The organism is Erwinia sp. JH02, from assembly GCF_013074405.1.
GTDB classification, from domain to species: Bacteria; Pseudomonadota; Gammaproteobacteria; order Enterobacterales; family Enterobacteriaceae; genus Erwinia; species Erwinia rhapontici.
In genome coordinates, this window is sequence record NZ_JABANZ010000005.1 from 138,848 (window position 1) to 153,147 (window position 14,300).

12 protein-coding genes are annotated in these 14,300 nt (G+C 54.0%); 1 reads left to right on the plus strand and 11 read right to left on the minus strand.

The genetic code is table 11. The features are described 5' to 3' along the window. Window positions 1-23: 23 nt before the first annotated feature. Window positions 24-2,729: a preprotein translocase subunit SecA gene (secA, locus tag HHI26_RS13240; RefSeq protein ID WP_159336886.1), complete on the minus strand. Its 2,706-nt coding sequence runs from the start codon at window positions 2,727-2,729 to the stop codon at window positions 24-26. A 78-nt stretch (window positions 2,730-2,807) separates the two neighbouring features. Beyond that, a complete protein-coding gene (gene secM, locus HHI26_RS13245) occupies window positions 2,808-3,308 on the minus strand; it encodes a secA translation cis-regulator SecM (protein WP_159336885.1) in 501 nt (166 codons plus the stop codon). A 21-nt stretch (window positions 3,309-3,329) separates the two neighbouring features. Here secM and HHI26_RS13250 point away from each other — a divergent pair, with 21 nt between their 5' ends. Further along, the gene (locus HHI26_RS13250; protein WP_133842295.1) at window positions 3,330-3,845 is read left to right on the plus strand and encodes a DciA family protein; all 516 of its coding nucleotides are present in this window, start codon (window positions 3,330-3,332) and stop codon (window positions 3,843-3,845) included. A gap of 8 nt (window positions 3,846-3,853) precedes the next feature. Here HHI26_RS13250 and lpxC read toward each other — a convergent pair whose 3' ends face one another. The 9 genes from lpxC to murD form a co-directional block, all read right to left on the minus strand. Then, window positions 3,854-4,771, minus strand: coding sequence for a UDP-3-O-acyl-N-acetylglucosamine deacetylase (gene lpxC, locus HHI26_RS13255; protein ID WP_133842296.1), 918 nt, complete (start codon window positions 4,769-4,771; stop codon window positions 3,854-3,856). Window positions 4,772-4,874: 103 nt separating this feature from the next. Continuing rightward, the gene (gene ftsZ, locus HHI26_RS13260; protein ID WP_133842297.1) at window positions 4,875-6,029 is read right to left on the minus strand and encodes a cell division protein FtsZ; all 1,155 of its coding nucleotides are present in this window, start codon (window positions 6,027-6,029) and stop codon (window positions 4,875-4,877) included. Between the two features lie 102 nt (window positions 6,030-6,131). Next, the gene (gene ftsA / locus HHI26_RS13265) at window positions 6,132-7,388 is read right to left on the minus strand and encodes a cell division protein FtsA (RefSeq protein ID WP_048914885.1); all 1,257 of its coding nucleotides are present in this window, start codon (window positions 7,386-7,388) and stop codon (window positions 6,132-6,134) included. Continuing rightward, window positions 7,385-8,242 (minus strand): cell division protein FtsQ, encoded by an 858-nt coding sequence (gene ftsQ / locus HHI26_RS13270; protein WP_167863365.1) that lies wholly within the window; start codon window positions 8,240-8,242, stop codon window positions 7,385-7,387. Before ftsQ ends, ftsA begins: the two co-directional genes overlap by 4 nt. 1 nt (window position 8,243) lies before the next feature. Continuing rightward, window positions 8,244-9,164 (minus strand): D-alanine--D-alanine ligase, encoded by a 921-nt coding sequence (locus HHI26_RS13275; protein ID WP_133842299.1) that lies wholly within the window; start codon window positions 9,162-9,164, stop codon window positions 8,244-8,246. After that, window positions 9,157-10,632: a UDP-N-acetylmuramate--L-alanine ligase gene (gene murC, locus HHI26_RS13280; RefSeq protein WP_171149229.1), complete on the minus strand. Its 1,476-nt coding sequence runs from the start codon at window positions 10,630-10,632 to the stop codon at window positions 9,157-9,159. Before murC ends, HHI26_RS13275 begins: the two co-directional genes overlap by 8 nt. 81 nt (window positions 10,633-10,713) lie before the next feature. Continuing rightward, window positions 10,714-11,772, minus strand: a complete 1,059-nt coding sequence (murG, locus tag HHI26_RS13285; RefSeq protein ID WP_133842301.1) for an undecaprenyldiphospho-muramoylpentapeptide beta-N-acetylglucosaminyltransferase — start codon at window positions 11,770-11,772, stop codon at window positions 10,714-10,716. 3 nt (window positions 11,773-11,775) lie between these two features. Then, complete coding sequence (ftsW, locus tag HHI26_RS13290) at window positions 11,776-12,984, minus strand: cell division protein FtsW (RefSeq protein ID WP_133842302.1); 1,209 nt, start codon at window positions 12,982-12,984, stop codon at window positions 11,776-11,778. Next, entirely contained in the window at window positions 12,984-14,300 is a 1,317-nt protein-coding gene (murD, locus tag HHI26_RS13295; protein WP_133842303.1) for a UDP-N-acetylmuramoyl-L-alanine--D-glutamate ligase, read from the minus strand. Before murD ends, ftsW begins: the two co-directional genes overlap by 1 nt.

The following is a 14,300-nucleotide window of genomic DNA, read 5'->3' on the forward strand; positions in this document are numbered from 1 at the left end:
CTGGTGTTATCGTTCGTGGCTGACTACGCCAGGCGACCGTGACACTGCTTGTATTTTTTACCCGAGCCGCACGGGCACAGATCATTACGTCCGACTTTACGTTCGCCGGTCTGATCAGCCAGAGACTGGGCCGCTTCGGTATCGGCATCCACATGGCTTAACTGCTGTTGCTGTGCCAGGCGCTCAGATTCCAGACGACGCTGTTCTTCCATCTGTTCAACTTCTTCCGGCATACGCACCTGAACCTTGCTCAGGGTGCTGATCACTTCATACTTCAGTGATTCCAGCATTGCCGCAAACATAGCGAAGGACTCACGCTTGTATTCCTGCTTAGGATCTTTCTGCGCATAGCCACGCAGATGGATGCCCTGACGCAGGTAGTCCATTGCCGCCAGGTGTTCTTTCCACAGGGAATCCAGCGTTTGCAGCATCACGCCTTTCTCGAAGTTGCGCATCATTTCAACGCCAACCACTTCTTCTTTACGCTGATACTGTTCTTTCGCCTGCTCCATGATGCGGTCACGCAGCGTCTCTTCATGCAACTCTGGCTCTTTATCCAGCCATTCCTGAATCGGCAGATTGAGGTCGAAATCGTTGCTCAGGCGCTCCTGCAAACCAGCAACATCCCACATCTCTTCCAGAGACTGCGGCGGTATGTAGCTATCAATGGTGCTTTTAAACACATCCTCACGAATGCTGGCAATGGTTTCTGACACGTCAGACACATCAAGCAGTTCATTACGCTGTGTATAGATAGCACGGCGCTGATCGCTGGCAACGTCATCGTATTCCAGCAGCTGCTTACGGATATCGAAGTTACGGCTTTCTACTTTACGCTGAGCGTTGGCAATGGCTTTGGTCACCCATGGGTGCTCAATCGCTTCGCCAGGCTTCATACCCAGTTTACGCATCATATTGGTGACGCGGTCTGAGGCGAAGATACGCATCAGGGCATCTTCCATTGACAGGTAGAAGCGGGAAGAACCCTGGTCACCCTGACGGCCTGAACGGCCGCGCAGCTGGTTATCAATACGGCGTGATTCATGACGCTCAGTACCGATGATATGCAGACCGCCGGAGGCCAGCACAGCATCATGGCGAATTTTCCACGCGCTTTTGATTGCCTCAATTTGTTCAGCCGTTGGTTCTTCGATGGCAGCAATCTCTGACTGCCAGCTACCGCCCAGCACGATGTCAGTACCACGACCCGCCATGTTGGTTGCAATGGTAACCGCTGCTGGCTGGCCCGCCTGAGAGACGATATCCGCTTCGCGTGCGTGGAACTTGGCGTTCAGCACTTCGTGCTTGATGCCCGCTTTGGTCAGCTCATTAGACACCACTTCCGATTTCTCAATCGAAATGGTCCCGACCAGCACTGGCTGGCCGTTAGCGGTGCGCTCGCGGATGTCTTCGATGATCGCGCCGATCTTCTCCATTTCAGTCATATAGACCAGATCCGGCAGATCCTTACGAACCATTGGGCGGTTGGTTGGCACCACAATGGTATCCAGCTTGTAGATAGAGCTGAACTCAAACGCTTCAGTGTCGGCAGTACCGGTCATTCCGGCCAGTTTGTTATACAGACGGAAATAGTTCTGGAAGGTAATTGAAGCCAGCGTCTGGTTTTCGTTCTGGATTTCCACGCCTTCTTTAGCTTCAACGGCCTGATGCAAACCATCAGACCAGCGACGGCCCTGCATGGTACGGCCGGTGTGTTCATCGACGATGATCACTTCGCCATCTTTAACGATGTAGTCAACGTCACGGGTAAACAGCACGTGGGCGCGCAGTGCAGCGGTCACGTGGTGCATCATCATGATGTTACCTGGCGAGTAGAGAGACTCTCCCTCAGCCATAATCCCTTCACTGACCATCAATTCTTCAACGGCCACCAGGCCGCGTTCGGTCAGGTGAACCTGACGCGATTTTTCATCAACAGAGAAATGGCCTTCCCCCTGGAAGCTGTCAGAATCTTCTTTTTCCTGACGGATCAGGTTAGGAATGATTTTATTGACCTTGATATACAGCTCAGAGCTGTCTTCAGCAGGGCCGGAGATAATCAACGGTGTACGTGCTTCATCAATCAGGATGGAGTCAACTTCATCCACCAGCGCATAGTTCAGCTTACGCTGTACACGGTCTTCCGGGCTGAATGCCATGTTGTCGCGCAGGTAGTCAAAACCGTATTCGTTGTTAGTGCCGTAGGTAATATCAGCAGCATAAGCGGCACGTTTTGCTGGAGCGGGCATACCTGGCAAGTTGATGCCGATGCTCAGACCGAGGAACTCAAACAGAGGACGGTTGTTTTCCGCATCACGCTGGGCAAGGTAGTCGTTGACGGTCACCACGTGAACACCCTTACCGCTCAACGCGTTAAGGTAGGCTGGCAGCGTTGCGGTCAGGGTTTTACCTTCACCGGTACGCATTTCCGCGATGCAGCGATCGTTCAGCACCATACCGCCAAGCAGCTGTACGTCGAAGTGACGCATGGCAAACACACGCTTACTGGCTTCACGTACGGTTGCAAAGGCTTCAGGGATCAGGCTATCCAGCTCTTCGCCTTTTTCCAGACGCGCACGGAACTCGACGGTTTTCGCTTTCAGCTCGTCGTCAGACAGCTTCTCGAAATCCGGTTCCATCTTGTTGATCTGTTCTACAGATTTACGCATACGGCGCAGTGTACGGTCGTTGCTGCTACCAAAAACTTTGGTTAATAATTTGATTAACATAATAAATAATTTCTCTCAGCCATCATTGTTCATGATGGGCACTTAACGTTTGATTTTAAACAGACTGTTTTTTATGAATTAAGAGATGAGAACGGGTCCGGCACGAATGCCCTGAACCTGAGCCAGCCAGAGGCCGGTTTGATGACGGGGTGCAGCTTCGACCTGACGTTGGGCTGTATAGCGAATAATGACCGGCGGTTTGGCTTCGTGAGTCAGCAGCGCGTTGAGCGTATCCAGCAGCGCCAGTTTATGCGCTTCGTGGGGCTGTTCGGCAACCGCTGCGGGTGACACCGATGGTGTCAGCGTAAACGACAGATGGCGGATGACCGTGCGGATAGCATGCTGATGCCAGTAGTCTACGCTGAATGATGGGCGTCGAGCACTTTCGAGCAATGCCAGGCTGTCAAAGCGTGCGGCGGTGCCAATATTCAGGCTTCGTGACGAGGTTTCTGCTAAGGTAGTACGCTCGTGCGCTGACGCTTGAGGCAGCCCAAGACTCGCCGCGACCATCCCCAAAAGGAGATGCGGCCAGAAATAGCGTCTGCCAAATTGTCGCCAACGATTAAGAATACCGATCACTGTGTTCCGCCGGAGCTTGCTATGCGAGATAGTCGCCCACAATCAATTGAAAGTTTTTTCGATATGGCCCAGGACCAGAGCGTGCTGCAAAACGTGCAGCAACGTGCCATTGCCCTGAACAAATTGAATCGCGCAGTGCAGGGTGTCATCCCCGCTCAACTGCATCCCTGGTGCCGTGTGGCAAACTTCCGTCAGGGGATTCTGGTCATCGAAACGGCTAATGCCAGCTGGTTGATGCGCTTACGCTATGAACAATCCAGTCTGCTGTCAGCTTTACGTGCGCAAATATTACCATCATTGACGTCAATCGACATCAGGATAAATCCTTCGCTGGCGGCAAAAGGTCAGGAATCTGTACAAGAAAGAAGCAATCAGGCAAAGGACGCAGAAAAACCGCCGTTACGACAGATTAGTGAGCACAGTGCAGAAATGTTGCGAAGTGTCGCGAGCCAGAGCCCGGAAAAACTGAAGAGAATATTAGAACGACTGGCCTCGCTGGCCGGAGAGGGTACCAGCTCAACCAGTCGTAATAAGTAAGTTCAGGCTTACGCCAGAACCAGATTTGGTGCCTTGAATTTCACCGGGAGTGCAGCTTCGTCTTCAAACGTTGCCCATTCCCAGGCTTCCTGTTTCGCCAGAACAGCCTGTAACAGCTTGTTGTTTAGCGCATGGCCAGACTTGAATGCGGTAAACGCACCAATAATGTTATGGCCACACATGTACAGGTCACCGATCGCATCCAGCATTTTGTGACGGACGAATTCGTCTTCAAACCGCAGACCATCTTCGTTCAATACGCGGTAATCATCCACCACGATTGCACAGTCAAAACTGCCGCCAAGGCACAGGCCACGGGACTGTAATGCTTCGATGTCGCGCATAAAGCCAAACGTACGAGCACGGCTGATCTGACGCGCAAAGGCTTCTGCAGAGAAGTCCATGCGGTAGCGCTGTGAACTGGAGTCAATTGCCGGGTGGTTAAAATCAATGGTGAAATCCAGTGAGAAACCGTTGTGCGGCGAAAGCTCAGCCCACTTGTCGCCATCTTCAACCCGGACAGGCTGCTTGATGCGAACAAATTTCTTGGCGCTGTTCAGTTCTTCAATACCCGCGTCCATCAGCAGATAGATAAAGGGTGCGGCGCTGCCATCCATAATAGGAATTTCAGGCGCGTTCACTTCCACCACGATATTATCAATGCCAAGTCCCGCAAGGGCTGCATTCAGATGTTCGACCGTTGAAATACGTACGTCATGCTCATTAACCAGGCAAGTACAGAGCATGGTATCACGCACGGATTTGGCATCAGCCGGGAAATCAACCGGTGGATTCAAGTCAGTGCGACGATAGATGACCCCGGTATTAGCCGGCGCAGGGCGTAACGTCAGCGTGACTTTCTTGCCGGTGTGTAAACCGACGCCAGTCGTCTGAACAATACGTTTTAATGTCCGTTGTTTGATCATCGTATTATCTCGCAAAAATTAGTCATCCGACCGTCAGTTTACTTCACTGACGGGCAAACACTTTAACACAAAGAGCGAAGAATCCCAATTTCTCAGGTTATTCTTAGTCTGCCTGCTTACGCAGGAAGGCCGGAATATCCAGATAATCAGGCTCTTTGTTCGTCTGTGCACCCGGATCATTAACCACTTTCGCAGCAGGTTTTTGTTCCTGCGGCAGCGGGGCCATTCCGTGCTGCTGATAACGGTTGTCCATCAGCGGCTGAGTCGGCTGTTTGCTGGTCACCAGGGTAATTTCTGGACGTTTGTCCATGCCGATACCGGTTGCCACCACGGTGACGCGCAGTTCGTCATTCATTTCTGGATCGAGCGATGTACCGATAACAACGGTGGCATTATCAGAAGCGAAAGCACGGATAGTGTTACCCACGGTTTCGAACTCATCCAGACGCAGGTCAAAGCCTGCAGTGATGTTAACCAGCACACCACGTGCGCCTGACAGGTCGATATCTTCCAGCAGTGGGCTTGAGATCGCCATTTCAGCGGCTTCTTCAGCACGGTCTTCGCCACACGCCACGCCTGAACCCATCATCGCGTAGCCCATTTCGGACATCACGGTGCGCACGTCAGCAAAGTCGACGTTCATCAGGCCCGGACGGGTAATCAGTTCTGCGATACCCTGCACTGCACCTTTCAGCACGTCGTTAGCCGCACCGAATGCGTCCAGCAGAGAGATACCACGACCCAGTACTTTCAGCAGCTTGTCGTTTGGAATGGTGATCAGTGAGTCGACGTGCTTCGACAGCTCGGCAATCCCCTGCTCGGCAAACGCCATGCGCTTCTTCCCTTCAAAATTGAAGGGTTTAGTCACTACAGCAACGGTCAGAATGCCGAGTTCTTTAGCCACTTCCGCCACAACCGGCGCAGCACCTGTACCGGTACCACCACCCATACCTGCGGCGATGAACACCATGTCTGCACCTTCCAGTGCCTGACGCAGTGCTTCACGATCTTCTTCTGCAGAGTTACGGCCCACTTCCGGGTTTGCACCCGCACCCAGGCCTTTAGTAATGCCATTACCAATCTGAATGGTCTGGCCTACTGCCGTTTTGCGCAGTGCCTGTGCATCGGTATTTACCGCGAAGAACTCAACGCCTTCAATACGCTCACGCACCATATGCTCAACAGCGTTACCGCCGCCGCCGCCGACGCCGATGACTTTAATCACCGCGTCGTTGGTTAATTCCATAGGTTCAAACATAATTTCTCTCCGTTATGTGCCTGTTCGCCTGGAGATCACCAATAAGTCTATACCTGCAACGTAAAAATTGCTTAGGTACAGCATGATCCCCTTTGGTAAAAATTAAAACTCTTTTCTCAGCCAGCTGTTGATTTTCTTGAACCAATTACCCACTGAGGCTCTTTTTTCTACTTCTGCCTCACCGTTAAGGTGAGATTCTTTTCCGTAGTGCAGTAAGCCAACCGCTGTTGAGTAGTACGGCTCCTGCGCGTAATCCGTTAATCCCGTGATATTCAACGGCTGTCCGATGCGCACCTGCGTGTGGAATACACGCTGGGCGCAAGCCGCCAATCCTTCAATCTGTGCTGCGCCACCCGTCAGTACGATACCGGCCGCGAGGTGATGTTTAACGCCCTGCTGGCGTAACTGCTCCTGCAATTGCAGGATTTCGTCGTTCACCAGATTCAGCAGCTCGGTGTAACGCGGTTCAATAACCTCTGCCAGCGTCTGACGTTGCAGGCTGCGTGGAGGACGGCCACCCACACTGGGGACTTCCACATTTTCGTCTTTGCCGACAATGGAACCCAGTGCACAGCCGTGGCGAACTTTAATCGCTTCAGCATCTGTCGGCGGCGTGCCGAAGGCGTAGGCGATATCGCTGGTGACCACGTTACCCGCGTACGGGATCACTTTGGTATGGCGCAGCGCGCCACCGGTATACACAGCGATATCCATTGTGCCGCCACCCACGTCAACCACGCAGACGCCCAGCTCGCGTTCATCTTCAGTCAATACGGCAAAGCTGGAGGCCAGCCCGGCGAAAATTAACTGATCCACTTTCAGGCCACAGCGTTCTACCGCTTTGACGATGTTCTTCGCCATATCATTGTGACAGGTGATCAGATGCACTTTCGCCTGCATGCGCACCCCGGATAATCCGACCGGGTTTTTGATCCCTTCCTGATAGTCGATCGCATATTCTTGCGGAATAACATGGAGGATGCGGTGTTCATCACGAACACGGACGGATTTTGCGGTGTGTACCACATTCTCCACATCTTCCTGTGTCACTTCCTCTTCGGAAATAGGAACCATCCCTATTTCGTTCTGACAACTGATATGTTTGCCCGATAATGCAAGGTAAACAGACGAAATCTGGCAATCAGCCATCAGTTCGGCTTGGTCGATAGCACGCTGAACGCATTTGACTACCGATTCCAGGTCATTGACCCCGCCTTTATCCATCCCACGAGACGGGCAGCTGCCCACCCCGATAATATTCACCATGCCATCAGGCAGAACTTCCCCTACCAGGGCGGCCACCTTCGCGGTGCCTATCTCGAGTCCAACTACCAGTTTTCTGTCCGTCGACTTGATCATTGTTGTTTAGCCTGTGCCTGTGCCTGAGTTTGTTGCTGTTGCTGATTACTGTCAGCGGCCACGATAGGTGCTGGTGCCCATCCTACTGCTGCGCCAGAGTCGTAACGCAGATCAACGTAGGTAATAAGCTTGTTATCCAACTGGGCCTGCTGTTGCAGGGTGGGGTATAACTCGATAAAGCGTTGCAGCCGCTTCATGTCTTCGTTTCGCCCCAGCTCAAGCCGGATATCATTCTCTAGCACCAACTGCCATGAACGCCGTGCGGTCATGGATGCCGCTTTCAATTTCAATTTACTGGCCGCCAGAACATCACTCATCTGGTGGAAGCCGGTTAACACTTCGGACTCGCTGCCTTCAGGGCCATACAACATTGGCATCACTTCTTTGCCGAGATGACTGGCTGGAACGCTAAACGATTTACCCTCTGCATCAACCATATGCACATCATTCCAGCGTGCAACCGGGACATACTCAACCAGATGAATTTTTAATTCGTCCGGCCACTGCTTACGTACGCTCACCTGCTGAATCCACGGCAAGCGTTCAATCTGTTGCTGAATAACATCCACATCCTGCGACATAAATGTGCCGGGTTCACCCAGCGACAAAATCGCCTGGCGGATGTCATCGTTCGTGGTGTAATGCGTCTGCCCGGTGACCACCAGCTTCGACAACGGAAGCCTGGAGGCATCGTTCATCCACTTCAACACCACAAAACCGCCAGCCAGCATCACACCCATGACCATCAGCAGGAAAACGATCCCAGCAAGGCGCGAACCGTTGCTGCGCCCGGTACCGGGGCGTGCTTTTTCTTGCGCTTCACGGTTGCGGACATTCAGAGCAGCCTGAGACATATCAGTCGGCCAGTTCCAGAATGCGCGTCACCAGCTGTGAAAAGCTCATGCCAGCCTGTTTGGCCGCCATCGGAACCAGACTGTGGCTGGTCATTCCCGGGGAAGTATTGACTTCGAGCAGATAGAAACGCCCGTCGCCACCCATCATCACATCAACACGGCCCCAGCCGCTGCAACCCAGTGCACGCCATGCCGCGATCACCAGTTCACTTAATTCCGCTTCCTGCTCCGCACTCAGCCCAGATGGGCAGAAGTACTGAGTATCGTCAGAAATGTATTTTGCTTCATAGTCATAGAACTCACTGGCGGTCTGAATACGGATAGAAGGTAAGATTTCTTCACCAATCACGCCCACCGTATACTCCGGCCCGCTAAGAAATGCTTCAACCAGCACTTCATCGTCATGACGGAAAGCTTCATCCAGTGCCGCAGGGAATTGCCAGGCTTCATTCACCCGCGAAATACCTACGCTCGACCCTTCACGGCTCGGTTTAACGAACAGCGGCAGGCCAAGCGCATCGATGCTTGCCAGTTCCTCAGGCGTCAGGCCGTCATCCATCTGTTTACGCGTCAGGGCGACAAACGGCGAAACCGGTAAACCGCACCCCTGCCACAGATACTTACTGCGCAGTTTGTCCATGGTGATTGCGGACGCCATCACACCGCTGCCGGTGTAAGGAATGTTGAGAAATTCCAGCACGCCCTGCAATGTCCCATCTTCACCACCACGACCATGCAGGGCGATAAAGGCTTTATCAAAGCCCTGTTCTTTCAGTTGTAAAACAGGCACATCGCGGATATCTACCGGATGTGCATCAATACCCGCTTCCTGCAAACCTTTCAGTACCGCAGCGCCAGATAACAGCGATACGTCACGTTCTGCGGAGGTTCCACCCAGCAATACCGCTACTTTCTCAGCCATGATGTTCCTCATTAATCGTCTGCAGTTGTAACTTTTGCTCGGACAAGGTGCGGGCAATACGCCCAACGTTACCGGCACCCTGAACCAGAATCAGATCGTTGCCGGACAGTTTTGGCAACAGCATTTCCAATACCGCATCGTGATTAGAGACCAGGATAGGGTCAACCTTGCCACGACCACGAATAGTACGGCACAGGGAGCGACTGTCTGCCCCGGGAATCGGTGACTCACCAGCAGCATAGACATCCAGCATCAATAACACATCAACCTGCGACAAAACATTAGCAAAATCATCATATAAATCGCGGGTACGGGTATAACGGTGCGGCTGGAAGATCATCACCAGATTTTTATCCGGCCATCCTGCACGTGCTGCTTTAATCGTTACGTCCACTTCCGTTGGATGGTGGCCATAATCATCCACCAGCATCGCAGTACCGCTCTGCCCCTTCGCATCCGTCACCGGATACTCACCAAGGAAGTCAAAGCGACGTCCGGTGCCCTGGAAGCTCTCCAGCGCACTGAGGATATCTTCATCCTCAATGTTCTCTTCGGTCGCTACTGCCACTGCAGCCGCTGCATTCAGCGCATTGTGGCGGCCTGGCGCATTGAGCGTAACGTGCATCAGCGGCTTATCATGGCGCACCAGCGTAAAGTGCCCACGTGCACCGCGCTGTTCGTAGTTCTCAACGCGCACATCAGCGTCATCGCTGAAGCCGTAGGTGGTGATCTGGCGGCCAACGCGTGGGATCAAATCGCGGATCACCGCATCATCGACACACAGCACTGCACGCCCGTAAAACGGTAAGTTATGCAGAAAGTTTATAAACGTCTGCTTTAAGTTTTCGAAGTCGCCCTGGTAAGTATCCATATGATCGGCTTCGATATTCGTCACAATTGCCACCATCGGCTGCAAATGCAGGAACGATGCATCACTCTCATCGGCTTCTGCAATCAGGTAGCGGCTGCTGCCAAGGCGCGCATGCGTCCCTGCGGCTTTCACCAGGCCACCGTTAACAAACGTCGGGTCGAGGCCGCCTTCAGCGTAAATGCTCGACACCATCGCGGTGGTGGTCGTTTTGCCATGCGTACCCGCAATCGCAATGCCATGACGGAAGCGCATCAGTTCAGCCAGCATTTCCGCACGGCGGATCACCGGGATACGGGCTTCACGTGCGGCCACCACTTCCGGGTTGTCCTGCGATACCGCGGTAGACACCACCACGACGCTGGCATCACTGACGTTTTCCGGGCGATGGTTAAAGTAAATGGTCGCCCCCAGCGCGCTCAGATGCTGCGTCACCGCATTCGGTGCCAGGTCTGACCCACTGATTTCATATCCTTCGTTCGCTAACACTTCGGCAATACCACCCATGCCAGCACCACCGATGCCAACAAAGTGAATGTGCCGGACGCGACGCATCTCGGGCACGATCGAACGCAGTTTTGCCAGTTGCTGTGTATTCATCTCTTACCTGTGTTGCTGCGGGCCAGGCATGCCTGGCCCCTACTATTCTCAATCAGGTCGGGTATGCCCGACCCCTGGAAATTATTTTGCCGCTTTGCTGACTTCAGCTGCGACACGCTCAGTTGCATCCGGGATCGCCACCGCACGCGCTTTTTCAGCCATCTGCAATAACGTTGCACGATCCCAACGAGCCAGAGTGGCAGCCACTATCTCGGCGGTAAATTCCGGCTGCTCATAAATTTTGGCGGCTCCGGCCTGCTCAAGCGGCAGGGCATTCCAGTACTGCTGACGATCTTTGTGCTGGAATGGCACGAAGATCGCCGGTAAGCCTGCTGCCGCCACTTCACTGACGGTCAACGCACCGGAACGACACACCACCACATCGGCCCAGGCATAAGCACTGGCCATATCGTCGATAAATTCCGACACCCGATGTTGCGTCTGGTTCACACGAGCATAATGTTGATTGACCGCGTCGAGCGCGCCCTTACCCACCTGATGCCACAAACTGATGTCATCACCCAGCAACTCTGCCACCTGAGGCATCGTCTGGTTGAGCACGCGCGCGCCCTGACTGCCGCCAATGACCAGTATACGGGTTGGGCCTTCGCGTCCTGCTAAACGTACCGCCGGTAACGGCAGAGCCAGTACATCGGTCCGCACCGGGTTACCCACCACTTCCGCTTTGGGAAACGCGCCGGGAAAGGCTTGCATTACGGTGGTCGCAATCTTTGCCAGCCATTTGTTGGTTAATCCGGCAATCCCGTTCTGCTCGTGCAGCACCACCGGAATCCCACAGCTCCATGCCGCAAGGCCACCTGGACCGGACACATAACCGCCCATACCCAACACAACATCGGGCTTCCAGGCTTTCATAATTGCCCGCGCCTGGCGCCAGGCATTGAAGATACGCAATGGCGCAGCCAGCAACGCTTTAATCCCTTTGCCACGCAGTCCACTAATGCGGATAAAATCAATGTCGATACCATGCTTCGGCACTAAGTCCGCTTCCATCCGGTCAGCGGTACCCAGCCAGCGCACCTGCCAGCCCTGCGCCATCAGATGGTGTGCGACCGCCAGCCCGGGAAAAACATGCCCGCCAGTACCGCCTGCCATCACCATCAGTCGCTTTCCACTCATCGACTACCCTCTGCTAAACGCCTGCGCTTTCGCCAGGCGCGTTTCATAATCTATGCGTAATAAAAATACGATAGCGGTCGACATAATAATCAGACTCGATCCACCGTAACTGATCAGCGGCAACGTCAGACCTTTGGTCGGTAACATGCCCGCTGCGGCCCCAACGTTTACCAACGCCTGGAAGCTAAACCAGACACCGATAGAACACGCCAGAAAGCCCGAAAAACGCTGATCGAGCTCTAAAGCACGACGTCCGATGGACATCGCGCGAAAAGCGACGAAGAATACCATTAACAGGGCTAAAACCACACCGATATAACCCAGTTCTTCACCGATAATCGAGAAGATAAAATCGGTGTGTGCTTCAGGTAAATACTCCAGTTTTTGCACAGAATTACCTAATCCCTGCCCCCAGAATTCGCCTCGGCCAAAGGCCATCAACGATTGGGTTAACTGGTAACCACTGCCAAAGGGATCTTCCCAGGGATTCCAGAAGGAGGTCACACGACGCATTCGGTAAGGTTCAGCAACAATCAGCAAACACACAGCAAAAATGCCGGAGCCGATAATCGCCAGGAATTGCCACAGTTTCGCCCCCGCCAGGAATAACATGGCCAGCGTAGTAACAAACAGCACGACCACCGTGCCAAGGTCAGGCTGGGCCAGCAGTAACACAGCCAGCACCACCATCACACCCATTGGCTTACAGAAGCCCCAGAAGTTATTACGTACTTCTTCTACCTTGCGCACCAGGTAGCTGGCGAGGTAACAGAACAGCGTCAGCTTCGATAATTCTGCAGGCTGAATACGCAGTGGCCCAAGAGCGATCCAGCGCGAAGCCCCGTTGACCGAGCTACCCACCACCAGCACGATCAGCAGCATCAGCACGGAGGCCAGCAGCATGATGTTGCTGTAACGCTGCCAGAAATCCATCGGGATGCGCAGGGTGACCAGCGACATCCCCAGCGCCAGCGCAATGTAGAAGGCATCACGCTTGGCAAAATAAAATGGGTCGTCAGACAAACGCTGCCCTACCGGCATCGACGCGGACGTCACCATCACGAAACCAATAATCGCCAGGCCGAAGGTCAGCCACAGCAGGGTACGGTCATACAACACGATAGAGTTGGTATCGCTTTCACGCGATCCCATCACCCAGGATTTCAGGCGTTCGGAGAGGCCACCGGCCAGGCTCAGACCCGGTACACGCATCAGTTTGCCTCCCGCGCCAGTTGAGCAAAGACGTCACCACGCTGCTCAAAGTTCTTAAACTGGTCCAGGCTGGCGCAGGCGGGAGAGAGCAGCACCAGATCACCCGGCTGAACCTGGTCGGCAATCTGTTGCATCGCTTCAGCCATCGTTTCCGTCTGCACTGAAATCTCCGGACGCAAGGCGGCCAGCGCCGCACCATCACGGCCAAAGCAGTAAGTACGGATACGGTCGCCCTGCAAATAGCGGCTCAGCGAGCTGAAATCCGCCGATTTGCCATCACCGCCCAGCAGCAACCACAACGTTCCCTTCACCTGTAAACCATTCAGCGCAGCTTCTGTGCTGCCGACATTGGTGGCCTTGGAGTCATTAATCCAGCGTACGCCATTGTGTTCATGCACCAGCTGGAAGCGGTGTGGTAGGCCTCCAAAGGTGGTTAATGCTTTCAGGCTGGTGGCTCGCGGCAGGCCCACGGCATCGGCCAGCGCCAGTGCCGCCAGGGCATTGGTATAATTGTGCTGACCGACGAGGTGCATTTCGTCGGTGTTTAAGACTTTCTCGCCTTTCACGCGCAGCCAGACACTGCCCTGCTGGCGATTAAGATGATAATCGCCCACATCAGCACCAAAGCTGACACAGCGTTTATCCGCTCCGCGGACTGGCATGGTCATCGCATCGTCAGCGTTCACCACGCAGACGGCGGCATTTTCATAAATACGTAGCTTAGCGGCGCGATACTGCTGCATTCCCAGCGGATAGCGATCCATATGATCTTCAGTGACGTTGAGGATCGTGGCCGCTGCCGCCCGAAGGCTGACGGTGGTCTCCAGCTGGAAGCTGGAGAGCTCAAGCACATACAGCTGCGCGGGGTTGTCCAGCAGCATCAGCGCTGGCAAACCAATATTGCCGCCGACACCCACCTGCCAGCCCGCCGCTTTCGCCATTTCTCCCACCAGCGTGGTGACGGTGCTTTTCCCATTGGAACCGGTGATAGCCACAATCGGTGCCTGCGCTTCACGGCAGAACAGCTCGATATCGCCAACGATTTCCACCCCCGCATCGGCGGCATCCATCAGCGAAGGATGGCTCAGCGCCATACCCGGGCTGGCAACAATCAGATCGGCACTTTGCAGCCAGTCATCATTTAACGAACCCAACCAGCGCTCGACGTTTTCCGGCAGCTTTTCCAACCCCGGTGGCACGACACGGGTATCCATCACGCGTGGCGTTACGCCGCGTGAGACAAAGAAATCAACACAGGAGAGGCCCGTCAGACCCAACCCGATAATGACCACTTTTTTACCCTGATAGTCAGCCAT

What these genes read in the sequence shown, in the direction of transcription:
- secA (WP_159336886.1), bottom strand. Translation starts at nt 2,729, where the DNA reads ATGTTAATCAAATTATTAACCAAAGTTTTTGGTAGCAGCAACGACCGT.
- HHI26_RS13250 (WP_133842295.1), top strand. Translation starts at nt 3,330, where the DNA reads ATGCGAGATAGTCGCCCACAATCAATTGAAAGTTTTTTCGATATGGCC.
- lpxC (WP_133842296.1), bottom strand. Translation starts at nt 4,771, where the DNA reads ATGATCAAACAACGGACATTAAAACGTATTGTTCAGACGACTGGCGTC.
- ftsZ (WP_133842297.1), bottom strand. Translation starts at nt 6,029, where the DNA reads ATGTTTGAACCTATGGAATTAACCAACGACGCGGTGATTAAAGTCATC.
- ftsA (WP_048914885.1), bottom strand. Translation starts at nt 7,388, where the DNA reads ATGATCAAGTCGACGGACAGAAAACTGGTAGTTGGACTCGAGATAGGC.
- ftsQ (WP_167863365.1), bottom strand. Translation starts at nt 8,242, where the DNA reads ATGTCTCAGGCTGCTCTGAATGTCCGCAACCGTGAAGCGCAAGAAAAA.
- HHI26_RS13275 (WP_133842299.1), bottom strand. Translation starts at nt 9,164, where the DNA reads ATGGCTGAGAAAGTAGCGGTATTGCTGGGTGGAACCTCCGCAGAACGT.
- murC (WP_171149229.1), bottom strand. Translation starts at nt 10,632, where the DNA reads ATGAATACACAGCAACTGGCAAAACTGCGTTCGATCGTGCCCGAGATG.
- murG (WP_133842301.1), bottom strand. Translation starts at nt 11,772, where the DNA reads ATGAGTGGAAAGCGACTGATGGTGATGGCAGGCGGTACTGGCGGGCAT.
- ftsW (WP_133842302.1), bottom strand. Translation starts at nt 12,984, where the DNA reads ATGCGTGTACCGGGTCTGAGCCTGGCCGGTGGCCTCTCCGAACGCCTG.
- murD (WP_133842303.1), bottom strand. Translation starts at nt 14,300, where the DNA reads ATGGCTGACTATCAGGGTAAAAAAGTGGTCATTATCGGGTTGGGTCTG.